This is a genomic window from Actinomyces israelii DSM 43320, from assembly GCF_000711965.1.
Classification (GTDB): Bacteria; Actinomycetota; Actinomycetes; order Actinomycetales; family Actinomycetaceae; genus Actinomyces; species Actinomyces israelii.
In genome coordinates this window covers 164,015-185,137 of sequence record NZ_JONS01000001.1, presented here as the reverse complement: position 1 = coordinate 185,137, position 21,123 = coordinate 164,015, and the positions used below count along the sequence as shown (strand labels likewise).

Here is a 21,123-nt window from a genome sequence, read left to right as displayed (position 1 = left end):
ACGGGCGGAAGGCGCGCCGCTGCGGGCGCCCTGCGCATCAGTGTGGCACAGCCCGATGTCCCGGATTGTGGAACGACGGGGAACCAGCCAGTGAGCGGGGTTACGGTTCGCTGGTTCAGCGTCTCTGCGTCAGCCTCGCAGGTCGGCGGCGCCGTTCCCGCGGCGCCGCCCCCAAGACGACCACCCATTACGCACAGGGGCTTCACCATGTCCTCCACATCCACGCCCTCGACGCCCGCGCGCGAGCAGTGGAGCGGCCAGTTCGGCTTCCTGATGGCCGCCATCGGCTCGGCCATCGGCCTGGGAAACATCTGGCGCTTCCCCGGCGTCGCCTACTCCAACGGCGGCGGCGCCTTCATGATTCCCTACATCGTCGCCCTCCTGGCCGTGGGCGTGCCCGTCCTCCTCCTCGACTACGCCCTGGGGCACCGCTACCGGGGATCCTCGCCGGCCGTCTTCCGGCGCATATCCAGGCGGTTCGAGTGGCTGGGCTGGTGGCACGTCGTCGTCTGCTTCATCATCATGACCTACTACGTCGTCGTCGTCGCCTGGGCCCTGCGCTACACGGTCTTCGCCCTGACGACCGCCTGGGGCGATGACGCCTCCGGCTTCTTCAGCAGCTACATCGGCCTGGGCAAGATCTCCGACGCCGGTACCCCCGCCTACTCCGCCGAGCCGGTCGTCGGCGTCATCATCCCGCTGCTGCTCGTGTGGGCCTACGGGATCTACGTCGTGGCGCGCGGCGTGTCCAAGGGCGTCGAGCGCGCCAACCGGATCTTCCTGCCCGTCCTGGTCGTCATGTTCCTCATACTCGTCGTGCGCGCCATGCTCCTGCCCGGCGCCACGGACGGCCTCAACACCCTGTTCACCCCCGACTGGGGCAAGCTGGGCGACTACCGGGTCTGGATGGCCGCCTTCGGGCAGATCTTCTTCTCCCTGTCCATCGGCTTCGGCATCATGCTGACCTACGCCTCCTACCTCAAGCGCCGTTCCAACCTCGTGGGCACGGGGCTGACGGCGGCCTTCGCCAACTCCTCCTTCGAGCTGCTCGCCGGCATCGGCGTGTTCGCGACCCTCGGCTTCATGGCGCACGTCCAGAACGTCTCGGTCGGCGAGCTCGAGGGCATCACGGGACCGGCCCTCGCCTTCGTGACCTTCCCGACCGTCATCTCCCAGATGCCGGGCGGACCGCTCTTCGGGTTCCTCTTCTTCGCCTCCTTCACGCTGGCGGGCCTGACCTCCTTCATCTCCATCATCCAGGTCGTCGCGCCCGCGGTCGCCGAGAAGTTCGGCTGGTCCAATGTGACGGCGACCCTCGCCTGCGGCCTGCCCAGCGCGGCCCTGTCCTTCGTGCTGTTCGGCACGTCCTCGGGCCTGTACGACCTCGACGTCGTGGACGCCTACATCAACAACATCGGCGTCGTGGCCTCCGCGATCACCATGTGCGTCGGGCTGGGGCTGGTCCTGCGCCGTTTCAAGATCCTTCGGCGTCACCTCAACGTCGTCTCCGAGACCCGCGCGGTGGGGGAGTGGTGGCGGGTGACGGCCGCGGTCGTCGTGCCCGCGCTCCTGGGGTACATGTTCATCCAGACCGTGTGGTCCTACGCGCACGACGGCTACACCTACTCCCGCGGCTTCGAGGCCGTGTTCGGCTGGGGCATGCTCTTCGCGGGGGCGGTGGTCACCGCCGTGCTGACCGCGATCCCCTGGAGGACGCCCGTGGACGACTTCACCCCCATCGCCCTGGACGCCTACGAGGAGGTGAAGTGAGATGACCGGTCCCGCGATCACCCTCATGCTCGTCGCCATCGTTGTCATCTGGGGCGGTCTCGCCGTCTCAGTCACCGCCCTGGTCGTGCGCGGGCGCCGCGAGGACAGGGACGCTCGCGCCCAGGCACGCGCAGCCGCCCGCGAGCACCTGCGCCACCCCGGGGCCCCGCCGCAGGCCCAGGACTGAGCCGACCGGCGTCGTCCAGACACGCATCCGGCCCGCTCCGGCGGGCACGGGCGCGACGGCTTCCCCGCCGCCGCGCCCGTGCGAGACAATGCCGCCATGACAGACACCCGCGACGCCGTCACCCCCGACGCCCTGTCCACCGCACCGGACGACATCGTCCCCCGGCTGGTCGCCTTCGACCTCGACGAGACCCTGGCCCCATCCAAGTCGCCCCTGCCCGCCGCCATGGCCGCCGCGCTGCGCGCCCTGCTCGACGTCGTACCCGTGTGCGTCATCTCCGGCGGGCGATTCACCCAGTTCCACGACCAGGTCCTGGCCCACCTGGACGCCACCGGCGACCAGCTCTCCCGCCTCCACCTCATGCCCACCTGCGGCACCCGCTACTACGTCCATGTTCCGCAGGCCGCTGCGGCCGACGGCATCAGCAGCGACGGCTGGAGGCTCGTCTACGCCCACGACTTCACGCCCGCGCAGGTCGACAGGGGCTTCGCGATCGTCGAGGCCGAGGCCCGCAGGCTGGGTCTGTGGGAGGAGCGGACCTGGGGCGAGATCCTCGAGAACCGCGGCTCTCAGATCACCTTCTCGGCGCTCGGTCAGGAGGCGCCGCTGGACGCCAAGAAGGCCTGGGACCCCACGGGGGAGAAGAAGGGGCGGCTGCGGGACGCCGTCGCTGCGCGCCTGCCCGAGCTCGAGGTCCGCTCGGGCGGGTCCACGAGCGTGGACATCACCCCCAAGGGCGTCGACAAGGCCTACGGCATGGTCCACCTGGCCGAGCAGACCGGCATCCCCCTGGGCGACATGCTCTTCGTGGGCGATCGCCTCGACGCCGAGGGCAACGACCACCCCGTCAAGGCCCTGGGCGTGCCCTGCCGGGCCGTGACCGGCTGGGAGGACACCGTCGACTACGTCATCGCGCTGGCGGCCCGGATCGCCGGCTCCTCTCGGGCCTGAGCCATGACGGAGGCCCGGTGGACGCGGAGTCGGGACCGCGGCCGGCCGACGGCGCCCGGCGGGCCCGGCGCGCCCCGGGCGCTGCTGCGCGGCTGCCGTGCGGCCTGCTCGCGGTGGTGGACGGCCCGCACGGTCCGCTTCCGCAAGGTCACGCGCACCCTTGTGCTGCTCGCCGTCACCTGCCTGGTCTCGCTGTGCGTCGGCGTGGTCACGGCCGAGGCCTCCAGCCCCGTCGGCCCCCACCAGGCGCAGTGGTCGACGACCCTCGACTCCACCGTCAGCCTCGACCTGGGGCCCCTGGGGCAGGTCGCCCTCGACTCGCCTGCCGGGATCCTGGGGGTGCGGGTGGTGCTGGGGGAGGTCGCGGGACAGGCAGAGCCCGTCGTCGGCTCACAGGACGCCCTCGGCGAGGCCCTGAGCTCCGACGGCGCCGCCTACATGTCCCTGATCACCCATCCCGAGCTCACCATCGAGCGCGGCCTGCGGGCCCTGGTCGACGACGCCCTGAGACGGGCGGGGCTGCTGGAGTCGGTCATGCTGTGCCTGGTGGCCGCCGGCCGTCTGGCCACCGGGGGGCGCCTGCGCGACGCCGTGCACCGGGGCCTCGCCCACGCCACCGCCTCCAGCCTGCTGGCGGCCACCGGCGCGGTCACCGTCGTGGCGCTGCTCCTGCCCGGCCTGCGCCCGCAGGCGGTGACCGGCAACCGTCTGCCGGTCCTGGCGGGCACCCCGTTGGAGCAGGCGCGCGTCTCCGGGCGCATCGGCGACATCGTCCAGGCCTACGGCGGCCGGGTCACGGCCTTCCTGGCCGACAACACCTCCTTCTACGCCGCCGCCCACGCCAACCTCTGGGCCGCGTGGGCCGCCTCCGAGCGGGTCGATGGGGTCGCGGACGTGACGGCCGCCGGCGGCGCCGTCGATGCCGACGAGGTCGCCCGGGCGGCCTCCGCCGCCGCGTCCCCGGGGGCGGCCGGGACGCCGTCGTCCCGGGCCCCGTCGACGGGCGCGGCGCCCGGCTCCTCCGCGCAGCCGACCGCGACGGTCGGGCCCGCCCGCGGCCGGGGCGCCGTCACGGCGGTCCTGACGACCGACCTGCACTGCAACCTCGACGTCACCGCCTTCGCCGGGCTGCTCGACGCCCTGGCGGGCGCCACCGTCCACATGGACGACGGCGACCTGACCATGACCGGCTCGGAGCCCGAGCAGTTCTGCGTCGACGCCCTGGACAACGCGGTGCCGGGCGGCGTCGCCCGGGTGGCCACGATCGGGAACCACGACTCGTCCTACACGGCCGAGCGCCTGCGGGCGCTCGGCTGGACGGTGACCGACGGCAGCGTCCGGGACGTCGGCGGGCTGCGGGTCCTCGGCGACGTCGACCCGGACCGCACCCCGGCCGGGGGCACCTTCCAGCGCGGCGAGGAGAGCGCCACCGACATCGGGCGGCGCCTGGCGACCGTCTCCTGCGAGGCCGCGGGCAGGGGCGAGGGGGCCGACGTCGTCCTCATCCACCAGCCGGCGACCTTCGGCCCGCTCATCGACGACGGCTGCGTCCCGCTGCTCATCGGCGGGCACGTTCACCAGGAGCGGGGGATGAGCGTGACCCGGGGCGCGAATCTCGACGTCGCCCAGCTCGTCTCCGGGGCCGGCAAGGGCGGCACGTCCGTGGGGCGGGTGACCGAGGACGCCTACCTGCACGTGCTGTCCTTCGACTCCGACGGCGGCCTGGTCGCCTGGCGCGCGGTGGTGCTTCACCCCGACGCCTCGGTGACCGTGGGGGCCTGGCAGCCCGCGCCCGCGACGGGATGAGCCGCCGCCGGGACGATGGTGCACAATAGGCGGTCATCGTTCCACTGCACCTACGCACCCACAGAGACGAACCCGATCACGAGGAGGCACCGATGACGCACGTGCCCACCGAGGCAGAGATCGACGCCATGAGCGAGGAGGAGCTCGAGGTCTACCTTGCCGCGGAGCCCGGCGGTCCCGGCGCCGCCGACGCCGCGGATCCCGGCCAGGACGGCGCGCCGGCGTGGCTCACCGCCACCGGGGCCGCGCGCTCCTACGCCTGGCTGCTCGTTGTCGGCTCCCTCGTCGGCATCGCGGCGTCCTGGGAGCTCATGTCCAGCGAGCTGGCGCTCATCAGGGAGCCGCTGGCGAGCCTGTCGTGCGATGTCAGCCCGCTGGTGTCCTGCGGCGCCTCCCTGGACGTGTGGCAGGGCAACCTGCTGGGGGTTCCCAACTCCTTCATCGGGGCGATGGCCTTCGCGGTGCTCCTGTTCGCCGGAGTCCTGCTCGCCTCCGGCGGGCGGCTGCCCCGCTGGGTGTGGTGGGGCATGACCGCGGGGACCGTCGGCGGCGTCGGGTTCGTCGTGTGGTTCCTGATCATCTCGATCACCGTCTTCGGCAGGCTGTGCCCCTTCTGCATGCTCATCTGGGCCGTGACGATCCCGATCGCCGCCGGCACCTGGGGCGAGGCCGCCCGCCGCGGGCACCTGGGCCTGTCGCCCGCAGCGGCCGAGCGCCTGCACAGGGCCCGCTGGCCGGTCGCGGCCGCCATGTACCTGGCCGTCATCGCCACCGTCGTGGTCGCCTTCTGGGACGGCTGGATGGCGATGCTGTCATGAGCCCCGTCAACCAGGCCGATGCCCCGGCCGAGGCCTCCGCCGTGACCCAGGACTACCTCAAGGCGGTGTGGGCCGCCATGGAGTGGGGCGGCAAGGGCGCCTCGATCACCGGTCTGGCGCGGCGGATGAAGGTCGCCCCCTCCACGGCGTCGGAGAACGTGGGGCGCCTGGTCGAGGCGGGCCTGCTCGAGCACGAGCCCTACAAGGCCGTCACGCTGTCGGCCGACGGGCAGCGCCTGGCCACCGGCATGGTGCGCCGCCACCGCCTTCTGGAGACCTACCTGGTCGAGCGCCTGGGACTGAGCTGGGACGAGGTCCACGCCGAGGCCGAGGTTCTCGAGCACGCCGTGTCCGACAGGCTCCTGGAGGCGCTCGACGACGCACTGGGGCATCCTGCGCGGGACCCGCACGGCGACCCGATCCCCGCCCCGGACGGGTGCGTCGTCCAGCCGGAGCTGTGCAGCATCGACACCGTGCCCGTGGGGCGGACCGTCGTCGTGGGCCGTATCAAGGACTGCTCCAAGACCCTGCGCGATCTCGCTCTGGCCGGCATCGGCCTGGACACGACGGTGACCGTGATCGATCGGGGCACCGTGTCGGCCTTCGCGGCGGGGGAGAAGCGCCGCAGGGCGACGGTGGTGCGCGCCGTGCGCGCGGACGAGGAGCCTCCCCGTGAGCGCGCCGAGGCGGTCGTGCCGGTGGGCCACCTGTGGGTGCTGGCCTCGGCGGCCGGCCCCGGCGGCGCGGAGAACCCGCGGCCGCTCACCGAGATCGGTGGGCATCCGCGCCGAGATCAGTGACGGGAGCGCCGCCGGGGCTGCGAGACCAATCATCTAGGCTGGCGCCATGACCGCCCCCAAGACCCCCAAGACCCCCAAGAACACTGAGGCCACCGAGGCCACTGAGAACACTGAGACCTCGGTCTTCACCAAGATCATCAACGGCGACATCCCCGGGCGCTTCGTGTGGGCCGACGACGTGTGCGTCGCCTTCGCCACCATCGAGCCGCAGACCCCCGGCCACGTCCTGGTCGTGCCGCGCATTGCGCACGAGTCCTACATCGACGCCAGCGAGCCCACCATCGCCCACCTGTCGGTGGTGGCCAAGCGCATCGCCGCCGCCCAGGTGCGGGTCTTCGACGCCGTGCGCCCGGGCATCGTCGTCCTCGGGCTGGACGTGCCCCACCTGCACATCCACGTGCTCCCCCTGCACCGGGCCGCAGACATCGCCCCGTCCTCGGCGCGTCCCGCCGACGGCGCCGAGCTCGACGAGACGATGGGCCGCCTGCGCCAGGGGCTGGGCGAGGACGGGTGGGGGGCGTTCGTGCCGGCGCGGATGGACTCGCCCTCCCTCGCCTGATCTCGCCCGGCCCGTGCCGCCCGCCACCGGTGCGCGGCCCGCCGGGATCACAGTGACCGGCGCCTCGCGCCCGCCACCCGGACGGCGCGGAGAAGCGGCGAGAACCAGCGATAGGCTGAGCGGCAGCCGGGCCGCCTCCGCCCTCTCCATGGCGGGGGCGGCGCACCCGCAGGCACCCAAGCACCACCACGGAAGAGAGCGCTCCTTCGATGACGGAGAACCAGACCCCCCAGGGCGAGTCCGCGACGCCGTTCCGCTACACGGCGGCCCTGGCCGAGACCATCGAGACCTCCTGGCAGGACCGCTGGGAGGCCGAGGGCGCCTTCCACTCCGACAACCCCGTGGGAGCGCTGGCGGGGCCGGACGCCGAGGAGGAGAAGTTCTTCCTGCTCGACATGTTCCCCTACCCCAGCGGCAAGGGCCTGCACGTGGGCCACCCCCTGGGCTACATCGCCACCGACGTCGTGGCCCGCTTCACCCGCATGACCGGGCGCAACGTCCTGTACACCATGGGCTACGACGCCTTCGGCCTGCCCGCCGAGCAGTACGCCGTCGCCACCGGCCAGCACCCGCGCGTCTCCACCGAGGCCAATATCGCCACCATGCGCCGCCAGCTGCGGCGCCTGGGCCTGTCCCACGACCCGCGCCGCTCCATCCAGACCATCGACCCGGGCTACGTGCGGTGGACCCAGTGGATCTTCCTGAAGATCTTCGGCTCCTGGTTCGACCCCGCCGCCCCGCGCCGCGACGGGCGAGGCACGGGGGCGGCCCGGCCCATTGACGAGCTGCGCGACAAGCTCGCCTCCGGCGAGGTCGCCGTCCCCGGCGGCCGCGACTGGGCCTCCCTGGGCGAGGCCGAACGGGCCGACGTCGTCGACTCCTTCCGCCTGGCCTACGTGTCCGACGCGCCGGTCAACTGGTGCCCGGGCCTGGGCACGGTGCTGGCCAACGAGGAGGTCACCGCCGAGGGCCGCTCCGAGAGGGGCAACTACCCGGTCTTCAAGCGCAACCTGCGCCAGTGGATGATGCGCATCACCGCCTACGCCGACCGCCTGGCCGAGGACCTGGACACGGTCGACTGGCCCGAGAAGGTCAAGCTCATGCAGCGCAACTGGATCGGCCGCTCCGAGGGCGCGGAGGTCACCTTCGCCGTCGAGGGCGCCCGGGAGGCCGGCTGCGCCGTGGCGGACCTGAGCGTGTACACCACGCGCCCCGACACGCTCTTCGGCGCGACCTTCATGGTGGTGGCCCCCGAGCACCCGCTGCTGGGCGGGCGGCTCGGCGCCCCGGTCGACGACGACGCGGCCGCCCTGACCGTCCCCGCCGCCTGGCCCGAGGGCGCCCGCGAGGCGTGGACGGGCGGCCGCGCCACGCCCGCCGGGGCCGTGGCCGCCTACCGCGCCCGGGCCGCGGCGGCCACCGAGGCCGAGCGCACCGCCGAGGACCGCGCCAAGACCGGCGTGTTCACGGGCCTGTTCGGCATCAATCCGGTCAACGGGCGGCGGGTGCCGATCTTCGTGGCCGACTACGTCCTCATGGGCTACGGCACCGGCGCCATTATGGCGGTGCCCGCTCACGACGAGCGCGACTGGGCCTTCGCCCGGAAGTACGACCTCGACATCGTCCAGACGATCGGCCCCGCGGACGACCCCCGCGGCGTGGACCTGTCCAGGGGCGCCTACACGGGTGACGGCGTCGCCGTGGACTGCGCCAACGACGAGATCAGCCTGGACGGGAAGTCCAAGGGCGAGGCCACGGCCGCCATGACCGCCTGGCTGGAGTCCAAGGGCGCCGGACGCGCCGCGGTCACCTACCGCCTGCGCGACTGGCTCTTCAGCCGCCAGCGCTACTGGGGCGAGCCCTTCCCCGTCGTGTGGGACGAGGCCGGCGGCGTCCACGCGCTGCCGGAGTCCATGCTGCCGGTCGAGCTGCCGGAGGTCACGGACTACTCGCCGCGCTCCTACGACCCCGACGACGCCGCCTCCAGCCCCGAGCCGCCCCTGGGCGGGGCCGCCGACTGGGTGGAGGTCGAGCTCGACCTGGGGGAGGGCCTCAAGACGTACCGCCGCGAGACCAACACGATGCCCAACTGGGCGGGCTCGTGCTGGTACGAGCTGCGCTACATCGACCCCGCCGACCGGGACGCCCTGGTCGATCCGGTCAACGAGGCCTACTGGATGGGGCCGCGCCCCGAGAACGGCAACACCTCCGGCGGCACCGACCTGTACGTGGGCGGCGTGGAGCACGCGGTCCTGCACCTGCTGTACTCCCGGTTCTGGCACAAGGTCCTGTTCGACCTGGGCGTGGTGTCCTCCTCCGAGCCCTACCACCGCCTGTTCAACCAGGGCTACATCCAGGCCTACGCCTACAAGGACGAGCGCGGCCAGTACGTGCCCGCCGAGGAGGTCGAGGAGGGGCCGGACGACGCCGGCGGCGAGCCGACCTTCACCTGGCGGGGGCGCGGCGTCCGGCGCGAGTACGGCAAGATGGGCAAGTCCCTGAAGAACATCGTCACCCCCGACGACATGTACTCCGCCTATGGCGCGGACACCTTCCGCGTCTACGAGATGAGCATGGGGCCGCTCGACCAGGACCGCCCCTGGGACACCCGCGCCGTGGCCGGGGCCCAGCGCTTCCTGCAGCGCCTGTGGCGCAACGTGGTCGATGAGGCCACCGGTGAGGTCACGGTGGTGGACGACCCGGCCGACCGTGCCACGGCCCGCCTGGTGGCCCGCACGGTCGTGGGCGTGCGCGGCGACTACGAGGCCATGCGCCTCAACACCGCCATCGCCAAGCTCATCGTGCTGAACAACCACCTGACGGGACTGGCGCGGGTGCCGCGCGAGGCCGTCGAGGCCCTCACCCTCATGACGGCGCCGGTCGCCCCGCACATCGCCGAGGAGATCTGGGCGCGCCTGGGCCACGAGCGCTCGCTCGCCCATGAGGCCTTCCCCGCGGTCGAGGACGAGTCCCTGCTGGCCGCCGAGGCCGTCACCTGCGTGGTCCAGGTCAAGGGCAAGGTCCGCGACCGGCTGGAGGTCGCCCCGGACATCTCCGGGGCGGAGCTGGAGAGGCTCGCCCTGGCGGCCCCCGGCGTCGTGCGCGCCCTGAACGGGCGCGGCGTGCGCAAGGTGATCGTCAAGGCGCCGAAGCTGGTCAGCGTCGTCACGGAGTGAACGGCGCCCGCCGCGGCATACAATCGAAGTGATGTAATTCACACTTGTCTGTCGGTCGGTGTGGCGCTGACCTTGGGAGACGGAGACGAGCTCCCGGGCTCAATCGCCCGGGAGCAGGACGACGCCCCGGCTGTCCTGGCTCGGTGATCCCGGAGCAGGGCCGCGCGCCCCGGTAGCGTGAGCCCATGGACGTTCGGCGCGCCGGGCCGGCGCAGGTCCCGGCCATTCGGACCGTGCTGGCACGCGCCTTGGCCGGAGACCCGCTCTTCGCCTGGTTCTTCCCCCGCGGACGCGAGCCCGAGGAGCGGCGCCTGAGCCGGATCGCGCTCTACCTCGCGCCCCAGATCGACTGGATGGTCGCAGCCTCGACCGCTCATGTCGCGCTCACGGGCGGCGACGTCGTCGGCGCCGCCCTGTGGCTGGATCCCGACCTGACCCGTCCGGACACGCTGCCCGCCATGGACGACCTTGCCGAGATCCTCATGGACGGGCCGACGGCTCGGGCCTCCCGCAGCGGAATGCGCGCCGCACGGGACGGCGCTCCCCGGGTCGAGGGGGACTATCTGGCCATGCTCGCGGTCGTGCCCGACATGCAGGGCCGTGGGGTGGGATCCCGCCTCCTGGCGCCCGCGCTCGGCAGAGGCCCGGGGACCCGCTGGCTGGAGACGACGAATCCGCGCAATATCCCCTTCTACGAGCGCGCCGGCTTCCGCGTGATCCACGATGCGCAGATCAACGACTCCGGGGTGCGCCTGATCAGGATGGCCGGCGAGTTCTGAACGGCTGCACCGGTTGTGAGGGCCTGCCGGTATCGGGTGGACCGCAGCGCTATCGGCGTTTGACATTGAGATGAGTCCCCCTATGACTCAGTATGAGCCCCATGGCCACCGACATTCCAGGCAACCCGCAGTTCGACGACGGTTCGCAGCAGCCCGGTGGCGGCTACGGCCAGCAGCCGGGCTACGGTCAGCAGCCGGGTGCCGGTGGCGGGATGCCGCCGTACCCCGGCGCCGCCTACGGAGTCCCCGGCGATGCCGCTTACGGCACCGCGCCGGGCGGTCCGGCGCGCCTGCCACTGTCGATCGGCGGCGCCCTGTCCTGGGCGTGGGACGCCGTCAAGACGGACCCGGTCGTGCTGCTGGCGGGTTTCGGCATCTGGACGGTCCTGCGGGGAGCCGGCGCGCACTTCGAGTACACGGTGAATGGCGAGGAGCACGGCTATGGCTTCACCTGGGGCACGCCCGTCGGCATTATCGCCAATCTGCTAGCCCCGATTGTCGTGGCTCATGTCTGCCTGGTCGTCGCCTCGGGCAGGCGCGCCGCCTTCTCGGACTTCGTGACCTTCCCGAATTTCGGTCAGGCTCTCCTGACCTCCTTCCTGAGCGTGTTGGCCACCATCATCGGGTGGGTCGTGACTGTCCCCCTGGTGTTCTTGATGAGCGGCTACGCCTGTCTGCGCATCCAGGGCCGAGATGCGGCGCGCTGGGCCCGTTGAGCCCTGAGCGCACCGGTGCCGGCCGGACGACCCGGGCGGCGCAGCGCCGGCCGACGTAAGGTGAGTGGGCACAGCGCCCCCGACATGAGGAGTTCACCGTGCATCTGCAGTGGTGGTCCGTTCTGCCCTTCGCCATGATGCTCGCCAGCATCGCGGTGCTTCCGCTCGTGCCCGCCACGACGCACTGGTGGGAGAGGCGCTCCAGCCAGCTCACCATCGCCCTGGTGCTCGGCCTGCCCGTGGCCGCATGGATGTGGATCGCCGGGGGCTGGGAGATCGTGTTCGCCGCCGCCGTCGAGTACGGGCAGTTCATCGCCCTGCTCCTGGCCCTGTTCATCGTCTCCGGCGGAATCTTCCTCAAGGGCGACATCGAGGCCACCCCGCGCAACAACACGATGTTCCTGGCCATCGGCGCTGTCCTGGCCAGCTTCGTGGGGACCACCGGGGCGGCCATGCTGCTGATCCGCCCGCTGCTCAACACCAACGCCGAGCGCCGCTACCGGGTCCACACGGTGCTGTTCACGATCTTCGTCGTCGCCAACTGCGGCGGCCTGCTCACGCCCCTGGGCGACCCTCCCCTCTTCCTCGGGTTCCTGCGAGGTGTGCCCTTCACCTGGACCTTCCACCTGCTGCCCGAGTGGCTGTTCGTCAACGCGATGCTGCTGGCCGGCTACTTCGCCCTGGACACCTACTACCACGCGCAGGAGCCCGCCGCCTCCGTCCGCCTGGACCGCACCGCGATCGAGCCGCTGGGCCTGCGCGGCGCCACCAACTTCATCTGGTTCCTCGTCATCATCCTGGCCGTGGCCTTCGTCCCCTCCGTCGACGCAGAGGCCATCGAGGCCGGGCACGCCACCGCCATGGACTGGGTGCCGCTGCGCGAGATCATTATGCTCGCGGCGGCCGGAGCCTCCTACGCCCTGGGCGACAAGCGGGCGCGCTTCGAGGACAATCAGTTCGAGTGGGGGCCGATCGCCGAGGTCGCCACCCTGTTCATCGGCATCTTCCTGACCATGATCCCGGCCCTGCACTACCTCGACGATGTTGCCGGCTCTCTGCCCCTGAACCGGATCACGTTCTTCGTCTTCACCGGGGGCCTGTCCTCCGTGCTGGACAACGCCCCGACCTACGTGACCTTCTTCGAGATGGCCGGGCGGGTGGCCCACCCCGGCGGCGCCACGATTGCCGGAGTGCCCGAGGCCTACCTCGTGTCGATCTCGCTGGGCGCGGTGCTGTGCGGGGCGATCACCTACATCGGCAACGGCCCGAACTTCATGGTCAAGTCGGTGGCCGACTCCCGGGGCGTCGAGATGCCCTCCTTCGGCGGGTACGTGGTGCGGGCCCTGACCCATCTCGTGCCGGTCCTGGCGGTGATGGTGTGCCTGTTCATCGCCGAGCCCGTGTGGGTCAAGGCGATCGGCGGGCTCGGGGCGGTGGCGCTGCTGGCCAACGACGTGCGTCTGGCCCTCGCCGGGCGGCGCCTGGCGCTCGTCGACAGCTGAGGCGCCTGCCGGGGCGAAGGGGGCGCCGGCGCCTCGGGGCGTGATCGCGGCGTTCGTCCCGGAGCTGGACATGCCGGGCCCGGGGGAAGCCGGTTCCCCTTACACCTCGTCCCGCCTCAGCCGGCCGCGGCCTCGCCCAGCCAGGCGATGAAGCTGGCCTCGCCCGAGCCGGTGACCTCCGCCATGGTGTGGCCCCGCCCCCACACCGTCGCGAAGTCGACGTCGTGCCCGGCGGCGGCAAGGGCGAGCGCCAGGTTGACCTCGACGGTGCTGGCCGTGTCGCCCTGCTGTATGCCGGTGCGGATGCGCCAGCTGGGGGCCACGGTCGAGCTTCCGGCGCCCGCGCCGGAGCCCAGGAAGTGCATGGGGTTGTACATCTGCTCGCGGGTCAGCACATCGACGCCGAGACCGTCGGCCGTGGTGAAGTCCGAGTCGTAGGAGGCCGAGCCGTAGTCCGACGACCATCCCGTCAGGGACGCGTACCCCGACTCCTTGGCGGCCAGGACGTCGCGCGAGACCCGCGAGAAGTGCCGGGTCTCCTGCCCGACGCCGAGCACCGTGTTCTCGGTCTGCCCGCGGTCGACGCCGTCCAGGGCGCCCACGTCCTTGCTCGGGCTCTTCTGGCTGGTCACGAAGTCCGCCAGCCCGGTGATCGTCGCCGTCTTCGTCGTCGAGTCGTAGGCGACCCACTGGGTGCCGGCGTTGAGCGAGGCGATGTAGTCCTCGACGGTGGCGTAGGTCGTGGCGTCGGCCGGCTGCGACGAGCCGGGGCCCTGGCCGCCCGAGGGCCCGCCGCCGCTGGGCGGGGCTCCGCCGTCGGGGCCGCCCGGCGCCCCGCCGCCCATGCCGGCCATCTGGGTCGCGTCGGGCGTGTAGGGGAACTCGGTGGCCGCGAGGAAGGCGTTGAGGGAGTCGGTGACGACTCCGACGAGGTGGTCGTAGTAGCTGCCCTTGAGGTAGACGCCGGTTCCGGAGGCCTCCAGGCTCAGTGCGGTTCCCGCGGCGTCGGTCAGGCCCATGGCGTTGACGTGCCCGGCGTAGGCGGCGGCCAGGTCCTTGGAGTAGGCCTCGGTCCAGGTGCCCGGGGCCCGAGCGCCCTCGGAGGAGAACTGGCCCATGTTCCACTCGTAGGCGGCGCTGGCCTCGTTCAGGCTGGTGATGGGGCACCAGCACATGGCGCCGGCGATCGCGTCGGACAGGGGCCCGCCGTCGGCGCCCGCCGTCGCCGCCCCGAGGGCCTCCAGGTAGGGCGTGTACAGCGCGGAGTCGCCCGAGGCACCCATGACGGCGGACTGGGCGCCGCCCCCGGAGTGCCCGAAGACGAAGACCCGTTCCACGTCCCCCGGCAGGCCGGCGGCGTTGTACCGCAGGTAGCGCACCGCGGCCTTGTTGTCGACGGCCGACAAGTAGGCGCCCGGGACGAAGATGCCGAGCGTCTCGTGGGCCGTGTCCTGCGGCGCCGTCACGTAGCTCAGGCCGAGCTGGTAGTAGACGTCGTTGTCGGCGTCGTGGCTCCAGGCGGCGGTGTCGAGCACGAGCGAGGCGGGCGCCGGTCCGACCGATGAATGCGGGTCCGACGCGGTGCCGGAGGAGCAGGCGGCCAGCGGCCCGAGGGCCGCGGCCAGGGGGGCGGCGCGCAGGAGAAGACGGCGTGACACGAGCATGATCGATCCTTTCCGCGAGCCGGGTGGTTCCCGGATGCGAGAAGCGTCGCGCGGCTCCACATGGGCTGCCGATGAGGTTCTTGTGCATCTCCTGTGAAAGTGAACCGATCTCGGCAAGAGGGGGCGGCCGGCTGTGTGCCGGGCTCGGGGCGGGGCGTCAGCGGGTACCCGGCGCGGTGACGAAGTCGATGAGCTCCTCCATGCGCCCCAGCAGGTTCGGCTCGAGGTCCTTGTAGGTGCGCACCGTCGCCAGGATCCGCTGCCAGCCGCGGGCCACGTCCGCCTGGGTGGCGTGCGGCCAGCCGAGCGTCTCGAGGGTGCCGCGCTTGATGTCGGTTCCCCGCGGCACCCGGGGCCACGCCTTCAGCCCCACGCGCTCGGGCTTGACCGCCTGCCACACGTCCACGTACGGGTGGCCCAGCACCAGCACGTTCTCGCCGCCGGGCATGGCCCGCACGCGCTGGGCGATCCGCGACTCCTTGGACCCGGCCACGAGGTGGTCCACGAGCACGCCGGCGCGCCGCTCAGGGCCGGGGCCGAAGCCGGCCATGACCTCCTGGAGGTTGTCCACGCCGTCGAGCATGAGGACGACGACACCCTCGTGGCGCAGGTCGTCTCCCCACACCTTCTCGACCAGCTCGGCGTCGTGCCTGCCCTCCACCCAGATGCGCGAGGCCCGGGCCACTCTCGCCCTGTCGCCCTCCACGGCGTATGAGCCCGACGCCGTGAGCCTGCGCCCGCCGGCGCTGACCGGCCCCCGGGGGGCCCGGGGGCGCGGTCGCGGCGGATCGAGGATCACGGGGCGCCCCTCCAGCCAGAAGCCGCCGCCCAGGGGGAAGCCGCGGCGCACGCCCCTGCGGTCCTCCAGGACGACGACGTGGCGTCCCCCGGACTTCTCCACGGACACCGCCGCCCCCACGAACCCGCTCTCCCGGTCCTCCAGGACCATGCCGCGCTCGACGGCCACGTGCGCCGACTCGGGGCGCGTCGCGTGCGGCCCCACCCGGTGCGGGTCGGCGGCCAGCACGTCGCCCCCGTAGCGGTCCGTGCTCGACGGCCGCGAGGGCCCCGAGGGCGGAGTGGCGGGCTCCGCGGCCGCCGGGAGCCGCTTCCCGGGGCGCGAGCCGGCGGCCCGTCCGGCGGCGGCCGCCTGGGCGCGCAGGGCCTTGCGGCGCTCGACGGTCGAGCCGGGGGCGGGGCGGGAGCGGTAGGGCATTGCGTTCACCCTGGGCACGGTAGGGGAACCTCACGCCAACGGGGCGACTGACCCGCCGGGCCCCGGCGTAGGATGGCACTCACACCCCGTGAGTGCTAACCAGCCGGTCACCAGCACCTACCAGCACCGCGGCCGCCGACGAGGAAAGGAGCACGACCATGGCCGACGACCGCCGCCTGAGGGTCCTCTCCGCCATCGTCACCGACTACGTGCGCACCCGTGAGCCCGTCGGCTCGCGGGCCCTGGCCGAGCGCTACCGGCTCGGCGTCTCCCCGGCCACGATCCGCAACGACATGGCCGCCCTGGAGGACGAGGGCTACATCCACCAGCCGCACACGAGCGCCGGACGCGTCCCCACCGAGAAGGGCTACCGGCTCTTCGTCGACGAGGTCGCCCGCGTCAAGCCCCTGTCCGGACCCGAGCGCCGCGCCATCACCGCCCTGCTGTCGGGCGCCGTCGACCTGGAGCAGGTCGTAGCCCGCACCGTGCGGGCGCTCGCCCAGCTCACCGGCCAGCTCGCCGTCGTGGAGTACCCCAGCCTGCGGCGCACCGCCCTGCGCCACCTCGAGCTCGTCGCCCTGGGGCCCACGCGCGTGCTGCTGGTCATCATCACCGATACCGGGCGCGTCGAGCAGCGCACGGTCTCCGTGCCCGCCGGGCGCCTGGTCGACCCGCTGGTCCTGGAGTCCCTGCGCACCCGCGTCAACGCCGCCCTGGCGGGCCGCATCGCCGCCGACGTCGTCCCCATCCTGACCTCGCTGGCCGAGCGTGCGCCCGAGGAGGAGCGGCTCCTGCTCACCGCCGTGGCCGACGAGCTCATCGAGGCGCTGCGTCCCGACGGCGAGGAGCGCATTGTCGTGGCCGGGACCGCCAACCTGGCCCGCTCCACCCTCGACTTCTCCTCGCTCGGCCCGCTGCTGGACGCCGTCGAGGAGCAGGTGGTGCTGCTGCGCCTGTTCGCCGAGGACGCCGCCTCGGGGCTGTCGCGCCCGCGGGCGAATGCGGGCATGCGGGTGTCCATCGGCAGCGAGAACCACGACGACGCCCTGGCCGAGGCCTCGGTCGTGACCGCCTCCTACGGGGCGGGGGACGGGGAGGTCGTCGCGCACCTGGGCGTCATCGGCCCCACCCGCATGGACTACCCCGCCGCCATGGCGGCAGTGCGGGCCGTGGCCCGCTACCTGTCCCGGTTCCTGACCGACAACGACGACTCTGCATGACAGCCCCATGAGACGCGTCCCAGAGCGCTGCCCGTACCTTCCTCCGGCCGCGGCCCCCGCCCCGGCCGGAGACCGTCCGGCACCTGTTCCACCACCGACCAGAGAGCACGACCAAGCGTGAGCGACTACTACAAGGTTCTCGGCGTGAGCCGTCAGGCCACCACCGACGAGATCAAGCGCGCCTACAAGAAGAAGGCCCGCAAGCTGCACCCCGATGTGGCCGGCCCCGGCCACGAGGACGAGTTCAAGGCCGTCAACGCCGCCTACGAGGTCCTCTCGGACTCCGACAAGCGCCAGATGTACGACCTCGGCGGAGAGGACGCCGTGCACGGGGGCGGCGGCTTCGGGCCGGGCGGCTTCACCGCCTCGGACCTGGGCGGCTTCGGGGACTTCCTCCAGCAGGCCTTCTTCGGCGGCGGAGCCTCGCGCGGCCCGGCCTCCCGGGCGCGCCGGGGCCAGGACTCCCTCGTGGCCCTCGAGGTGGACCTGGCCGACATCGCCTTCGGGGCGACCAAGACCCTGGCCGTCGACACCTACGTCACCTGCGAGACCTGCGACGGCACGTGCTGCGCCGAGGGCACCAGGCCCGTGACCTGCCCGGAGTGCAACGGGCGGGGCTCCGTCCAGCGCGTGCAGCGCTCCTTCCTGGGCGATGTCGTGACCTCCTCGCCGTGCCCGCGCTGCCAGGGCTTCGGCACCGTCATCGCCTCCCCGTGCCGCGACTGCGACGGCGAGGGCCGCAGGCGCGTGCGCACCACCATCGACGTCAACGTCCCGGCCGGGGTGTCCACGGGCACCCGCATCCGCATGTCCGGGCGCGGGGAGGCCGGTCCGGCCGGCGGGCCCAACGGCGACCTGTACGTCGAGATCCACGAGACGCGCGACGAGGCCCTCTCGCGCAGCGGCGACGACCTGTACACCGAGCTGCGCGTGCCCATGACCGCGGCGGCGCTGGGGGCGAGCTTCCCGCTGTCCACCCTGGACGGCGAGCGCACCGTGTCGGTCAAGGCCGGCACCCAGAACGGGGACGAGGTGGTCCTCTCGGGCCTGGGCGTCGGGCGCCTGCGGCGCTCCGGCCGCGGCGACCTGCACGTGCAGATCGTCGTGGAGACGCCCACCAGGCTCGATGACCGCCAGCGCCGGCTGCTCGCCGAGCTCGCCTCCCTGCGCGGCGAGGACGGCTACGTGCCCGCCCGCGACGAGACCCTGCTGGGCAAGCTCAAGGGCAAGTCCAGGCGCCGCTGAGGGCGGGGAGGGGCGCAGGCCTCCCCGCGCCCCGGTCGGCACCCTCGCCCGGGGAGCAGGCCCCGGGGAGCCGCGGTCGCGGCGCTCAGCCGGCCAGGGCCGCGCTGTCGCTCAGGGCGCTCAGGCAGGTGCTCAGCGCGGCGTTGCCGTGACGGGAGCGGTGCACGGCCCGGATCGTGCGGGGCGGCAGGACCGTTGAGGGTATGGGGGCGGACGGGCGGTGAAGGACCATGGGCGCCGGGAGGACGGCGTTGCCGAAGCCGGCCGCGCTCAGCCGGGCCAGCAGCCGGATGTCGCCGACCTCCGCAGCGACCACGGGGACCAGGTGCTGATCCGCCATGAGCCGGTCGAAGACCCCGCGGAGCCGGGTTCCGCGGCGCAGCGCGACCCAGGCGCGCCCGTCGACCTCGGCCGGTGCGACGGGCCCGGGCGGCAGCGCCGGGCCGGTGAGGCAGAAGGCCTCCTCGCAGACCGTCACCGACTCGAGCGCAGGGTCCGAGGGGCGGGCGGTGTCCACGATCGTCAGGTCGAGGCGGCCGTCGCGCACGTCCCCGATCATCTTGTCGGTGGCCTTCTGGACGACCGTGACCGACGGGTTCGGGTGGGCGAGGCGAACGCGCTCGAGCAGGGCGCAGAGGTCGATCGCGGTGAGCGAGGCGATGGCGCCCACCCGCAGCTCCAGGCGCGCGCCGACCGCCGCGGCCGCCCCCGCGAGCCTGGCGCTCATGGCCGCCTTCGGCGTCGCCGCGGTCTCGGCGAGCACGGCGGCGACGCTCACCACGGCGGCGGTCCCAGGCGCCCCGCCCGGCCGCGTCGGCGCCGTCATGACCTCCGCCCGGCAGCTCGGCACCAGCGTCGGGACCTGCGTCGTGGGCGCCCTGCTGGCGGCTCCCGTCGGCTCTTCCGGCAGGGTCTGCGGGCTCGTGATGGGAGCGGCCACAGTCGCACTGGGCGTCGTGCCCGTGAAGTCGGCCGGGCCGGACGGCCCTCAGGCCCCCGGAGCCGCCTCCGCGGCACCGGCCTCGGGCCAGTAGTGGGAGTCGGGGGTCGGGCGCGGCCCGAAGATCGCCTGGCCGACGCGCACGCAGGTCGAGCCGCCCTCGATGGCGAGCTCGAAGTCCCCGCTCATGCCCATGGACAGCTGCCCGTCGCCGACCGTGCCGGCCTGGAGCCCGGCGTCGCGCAGGTCGCGCATGGTCCGGAAGCACTCGCGGATGCGCGCCCGGTCCTCGGTGTGGGCGGCCAGCGTCATGAGCCCGCGAACCCGCAGCGAGGAGAAGGCGGGCAGCGCCTGAAGGAAAGCGGGCACATCGGCGGGCTCGAGGCCGAACTTGGAGGCCTCGCCCGAGGAGTTGACCTGCACGTAGACGTCCAGGCCCCGCCCCGCCGCCTGCAGGCGCCGGTCGAGGGTCTCGGCCACGCGCAGGGAGTCCAGGGCCTGGAACTCGTCGGCGAAGGCCGCCACGTCCTTCGCCTTGTTGGTCTGCAGGTGCCCGATGACGGCCCAGTGGATGCCCAGATCCGCCAGGGCCGCGGCCTTGCGCCTGGCCTCCTGGACCTTGTTCTCGCCCATCTGGGTGATGCCGGCGGCGTGGGCGACGCGCAGCCGCTCCTCGGGGACGGTCTTGGACACCGGCAGCAGGCGGATCTCGGCGGCGTCGCGCCCGGCGCGCTCGGCGGCGGAGGCGAGCCGGGCGCGCACGGCCGCCAGGTTGCGGCGGAAGTCCTCCACGGTGACGGCGGTGGTGAACCCGGGTGCGGGCTCGGACGGCGCGGGGGAGGGCGCCCGGTCGGGAAGCGGCTGCGGCTCGGTCATGCCCTCGACGCTAGCACCGGCGCGCCGGCGGCTGTGCCGGTTCCTGCGGGTCTCGCGGCGACCGTAGGCTGACCGGGTGAGCGCCCCCGTCTTCATCCTGACCCCCGACACGCTTGAGCCCGCCGGCGGCGCGGACGCGGCCCGCCCCGGCGAGACGCTGACCCTGACCGGCCCCGAGGCCCGCCACGCCGTGACGGTGCGACGGCTGCGGGCAGGGGAGCGGGTGGACCTGGTCGACGGCGCCGGGCTGCGGCTGGTGTGCGAGGCGGCGTCCGCGGTTGGCGAGGGCGGGCACAGGGATCGCCTGGCGGTAAGGGTGATCGAGCGCATTGCCGAGACGCCGCCGCCACTGCGCCTGACCCTGGTGCAGGCCCTGGCCAAGGGGGGCCGCGACGAGCAGGCCGTCCAGACCGCCACCGGGGTCGGGGTCGAGACGGTAGTGCCCTGGCAGGCCGAGCGGTGCGTGTCGGTGTGGAGGGGCCCGAAGGCCGCCAAGGGGCGGGCCCGGTGGCAGGCGACCGCCCGCGAGGCCGCCAAGCAGGCCCGCCGCGCCCGTGTGCCGCAGGTGGGGGAGCCGCGCTCCACGCGCGCTCTCACCCGATGGGTGCGCGAGACGACGCTGGCCGGGGGAGCGGTGCTCGTCCTCCACGAGGCGGCGACGACGCCCATCGGCGGGGCGGGCCTGCCCGAGCCGGGCGCGGGCGGACGGCCGGTGGCGGCCGTCGTCGTCGGCCCTGAGGGCGGCATCAGCGAGGCGGAGACGACGGCGCTCCGGGACGCCGGCGCGGTCGCGGTGCGGCTGGGCCCGCACATTCTGCGCACCGCCTCAGCCGGGCCGCTCGCCCTCGCGGTCCTGGCGCAGCGCGCCGGCCTGTGGGGCTGACAGCCGTCGGCCTCG

Annotated in this window: 18 protein-coding genes; 14 read left to right on the top strand and 4 right to left on the bottom strand. The window is 73.2% G+C overall.

Going from position 1 to position 21,123, the window contains the following annotated elements; genetic code table 11:
* The first annotated feature begins 207 nt into the window (after nt 1-207).
* The 11 genes from O145_RS00810 (at nt 208) to O145_RS00760 (ending at nt 13,064) form a co-directional block, all read left to right on the top strand.
* Nucleotides 208-1,770, top strand: coding sequence for a sodium-dependent transporter (locus O145_RS00810; protein ID WP_043558303.1), 1,563 nt, complete (start codon nt 208-210; stop codon nt 1,768-1,770).
* A 1-nt stretch (nt 1,771) separates the two neighbouring features.
* A complete protein-coding gene (locus O145_RS00805) occupies nt 1,772-1,957 on the top strand; it encodes a methionine/alanine import family NSS transporter small subunit (protein WP_043558301.1) in 186 nt (61 codons plus the stop codon).
* Nucleotides 1,958-2,053: 96 nt separating this feature from the next.
* A complete protein-coding gene (locus O145_RS00800; protein ID WP_043558298.1) occupies nt 2,054-2,908 on the top strand; it encodes an HAD hydrolase family protein in 855 nt (284 codons plus the stop codon).
* 3 nt (nt 2,909-2,911) lie between these two features.
* Entirely contained in the window at nt 2,912-4,714 is a 1,803-nt protein-coding gene (locus O145_RS00795; protein WP_229118264.1) for a bifunctional UDP-sugar hydrolase/5'-nucleotidase, read from the top strand.
* Between the two features lie 92 nt (nt 4,715-4,806).
* Nucleotides 4,807-5,532: a vitamin K epoxide reductase family protein gene (locus O145_RS00790; RefSeq protein WP_043558296.1), complete on the top strand. Its 726-nt coding sequence runs from the start codon at nt 4,807-4,809 to the stop codon at nt 5,530-5,532.
* Nucleotides 5,529-6,332, top strand: coding sequence for a metal-dependent transcriptional regulator (locus O145_RS00785; protein ID WP_084682272.1), 804 nt, complete (start codon nt 5,529-5,531; stop codon nt 6,330-6,332). Before O145_RS00790 ends, O145_RS00785 begins: the two co-directional genes overlap by 4 nt.
* 46 nt (nt 6,333-6,378) lie before the next feature.
* Nucleotides 6,379-6,891, top strand: coding sequence for an HIT family protein (locus tag O145_RS00780; protein ID WP_084682271.1), 513 nt, complete (start codon nt 6,379-6,381; stop codon nt 6,889-6,891).
* Between the two features lie 209 nt (nt 6,892-7,100).
* Nucleotides 7,101-10,067 (top strand): leucine--tRNA ligase, encoded by a 2,967-nt coding sequence (locus O145_RS00775; RefSeq protein WP_043558293.1) that lies wholly within the window; start codon nt 7,101-7,103, stop codon nt 10,065-10,067.
* Nucleotides 10,068-10,252: 185 nt separating this feature from the next.
* Entirely contained in the window at nt 10,253-10,846 is a 594-nt protein-coding gene (locus O145_RS00770) for a GNAT family N-acetyltransferase (protein ID WP_052374444.1), read from the top strand.
* A 101-nt stretch (nt 10,847-10,947) separates the two neighbouring features.
* Nucleotides 10,948-11,562: a hypothetical protein gene (locus tag O145_RS00765; RefSeq protein WP_043558291.1), complete on the top strand. Its 615-nt coding sequence runs from the start codon at nt 10,948-10,950 to the stop codon at nt 11,560-11,562.
* Between the two features lie 98 nt (nt 11,563-11,660).
* Nucleotides 11,661-13,064: a sodium:proton antiporter gene (locus O145_RS00760; protein ID WP_043558290.1), complete on the top strand. Its 1,404-nt coding sequence runs from the start codon at nt 11,661-11,663 to the stop codon at nt 13,062-13,064.
* Nucleotides 13,065-13,180: 116 nt separating this feature from the next.
* On the opposite strand, the gene O145_RS00755 is transcribed toward O145_RS00760, so the two are convergent.
* Nucleotides 13,181-14,728, bottom strand: a complete 1,548-nt coding sequence (locus tag O145_RS00755) for an alpha/beta hydrolase family protein (RefSeq protein WP_043558288.1) — start codon at nt 14,726-14,728, stop codon at nt 13,181-13,183.
* Between the two features lie 157 nt (nt 14,729-14,885).
* The gene (locus O145_RS00750; RefSeq protein ID WP_411265932.1) at nt 14,886-15,953 is read right to left on the bottom strand and encodes a DUF3097 domain-containing protein; all 1,068 of its coding nucleotides are present in this window, start codon (nt 15,951-15,953) and stop codon (nt 14,886-14,888) included.
* Nucleotides 15,954-16,102: 149 nt separating this feature from the next.
* Here O145_RS00750 and hrcA point away from each other — a divergent pair, with 149 nt between their 5' ends.
* On the top strand, nt 16,103-17,164 hold the full coding sequence (hrcA, locus tag O145_RS00745; protein WP_043558282.1) for a heat-inducible transcriptional repressor HrcA: 1,062 nt from the start codon (nt 16,103-16,105) through the stop codon (nt 17,162-17,164).
* Nucleotides 17,165-17,281: 117 nt separating this feature from the next.
* Nucleotides 17,282-18,409, top strand: a complete 1,128-nt coding sequence (gene dnaJ / locus O145_RS00740; RefSeq protein WP_043558280.1) for a molecular chaperone DnaJ — start codon at nt 17,282-17,284, stop codon at nt 18,407-18,409.
* Nucleotides 18,410-18,494: 85 nt separating this feature from the next.
* Here the strand turns inward: dnaJ and O145_RS00735 are convergent, their stop codons facing one another.
* Entirely contained in the window at nt 18,495-19,349 is an 855-nt protein-coding gene (locus O145_RS00735) for a LysR family transcriptional regulator substrate-binding protein (RefSeq protein ID WP_156966557.1), read from the bottom strand.
* A 48-nt stretch (nt 19,350-19,397) separates the two neighbouring features.
* A complete protein-coding gene (locus O145_RS00725; protein WP_043558272.1) occupies nt 19,398-20,225 on the bottom strand; it encodes a YggS family pyridoxal phosphate-dependent enzyme in 828 nt (275 codons plus the stop codon).
* A 76-nt stretch (nt 20,226-20,301) separates the two neighbouring features.
* Between O145_RS00725 and O145_RS00720 the strand changes: the two genes are divergently transcribed.
* A complete protein-coding gene (locus tag O145_RS00720) occupies nt 20,302-21,108 on the top strand; it encodes a 16S rRNA (uracil(1498)-N(3))-methyltransferase (protein WP_043558268.1) in 807 nt (268 codons plus the stop codon).
* Nucleotides 21,109-21,123 lie beyond the last annotated feature (15 nt).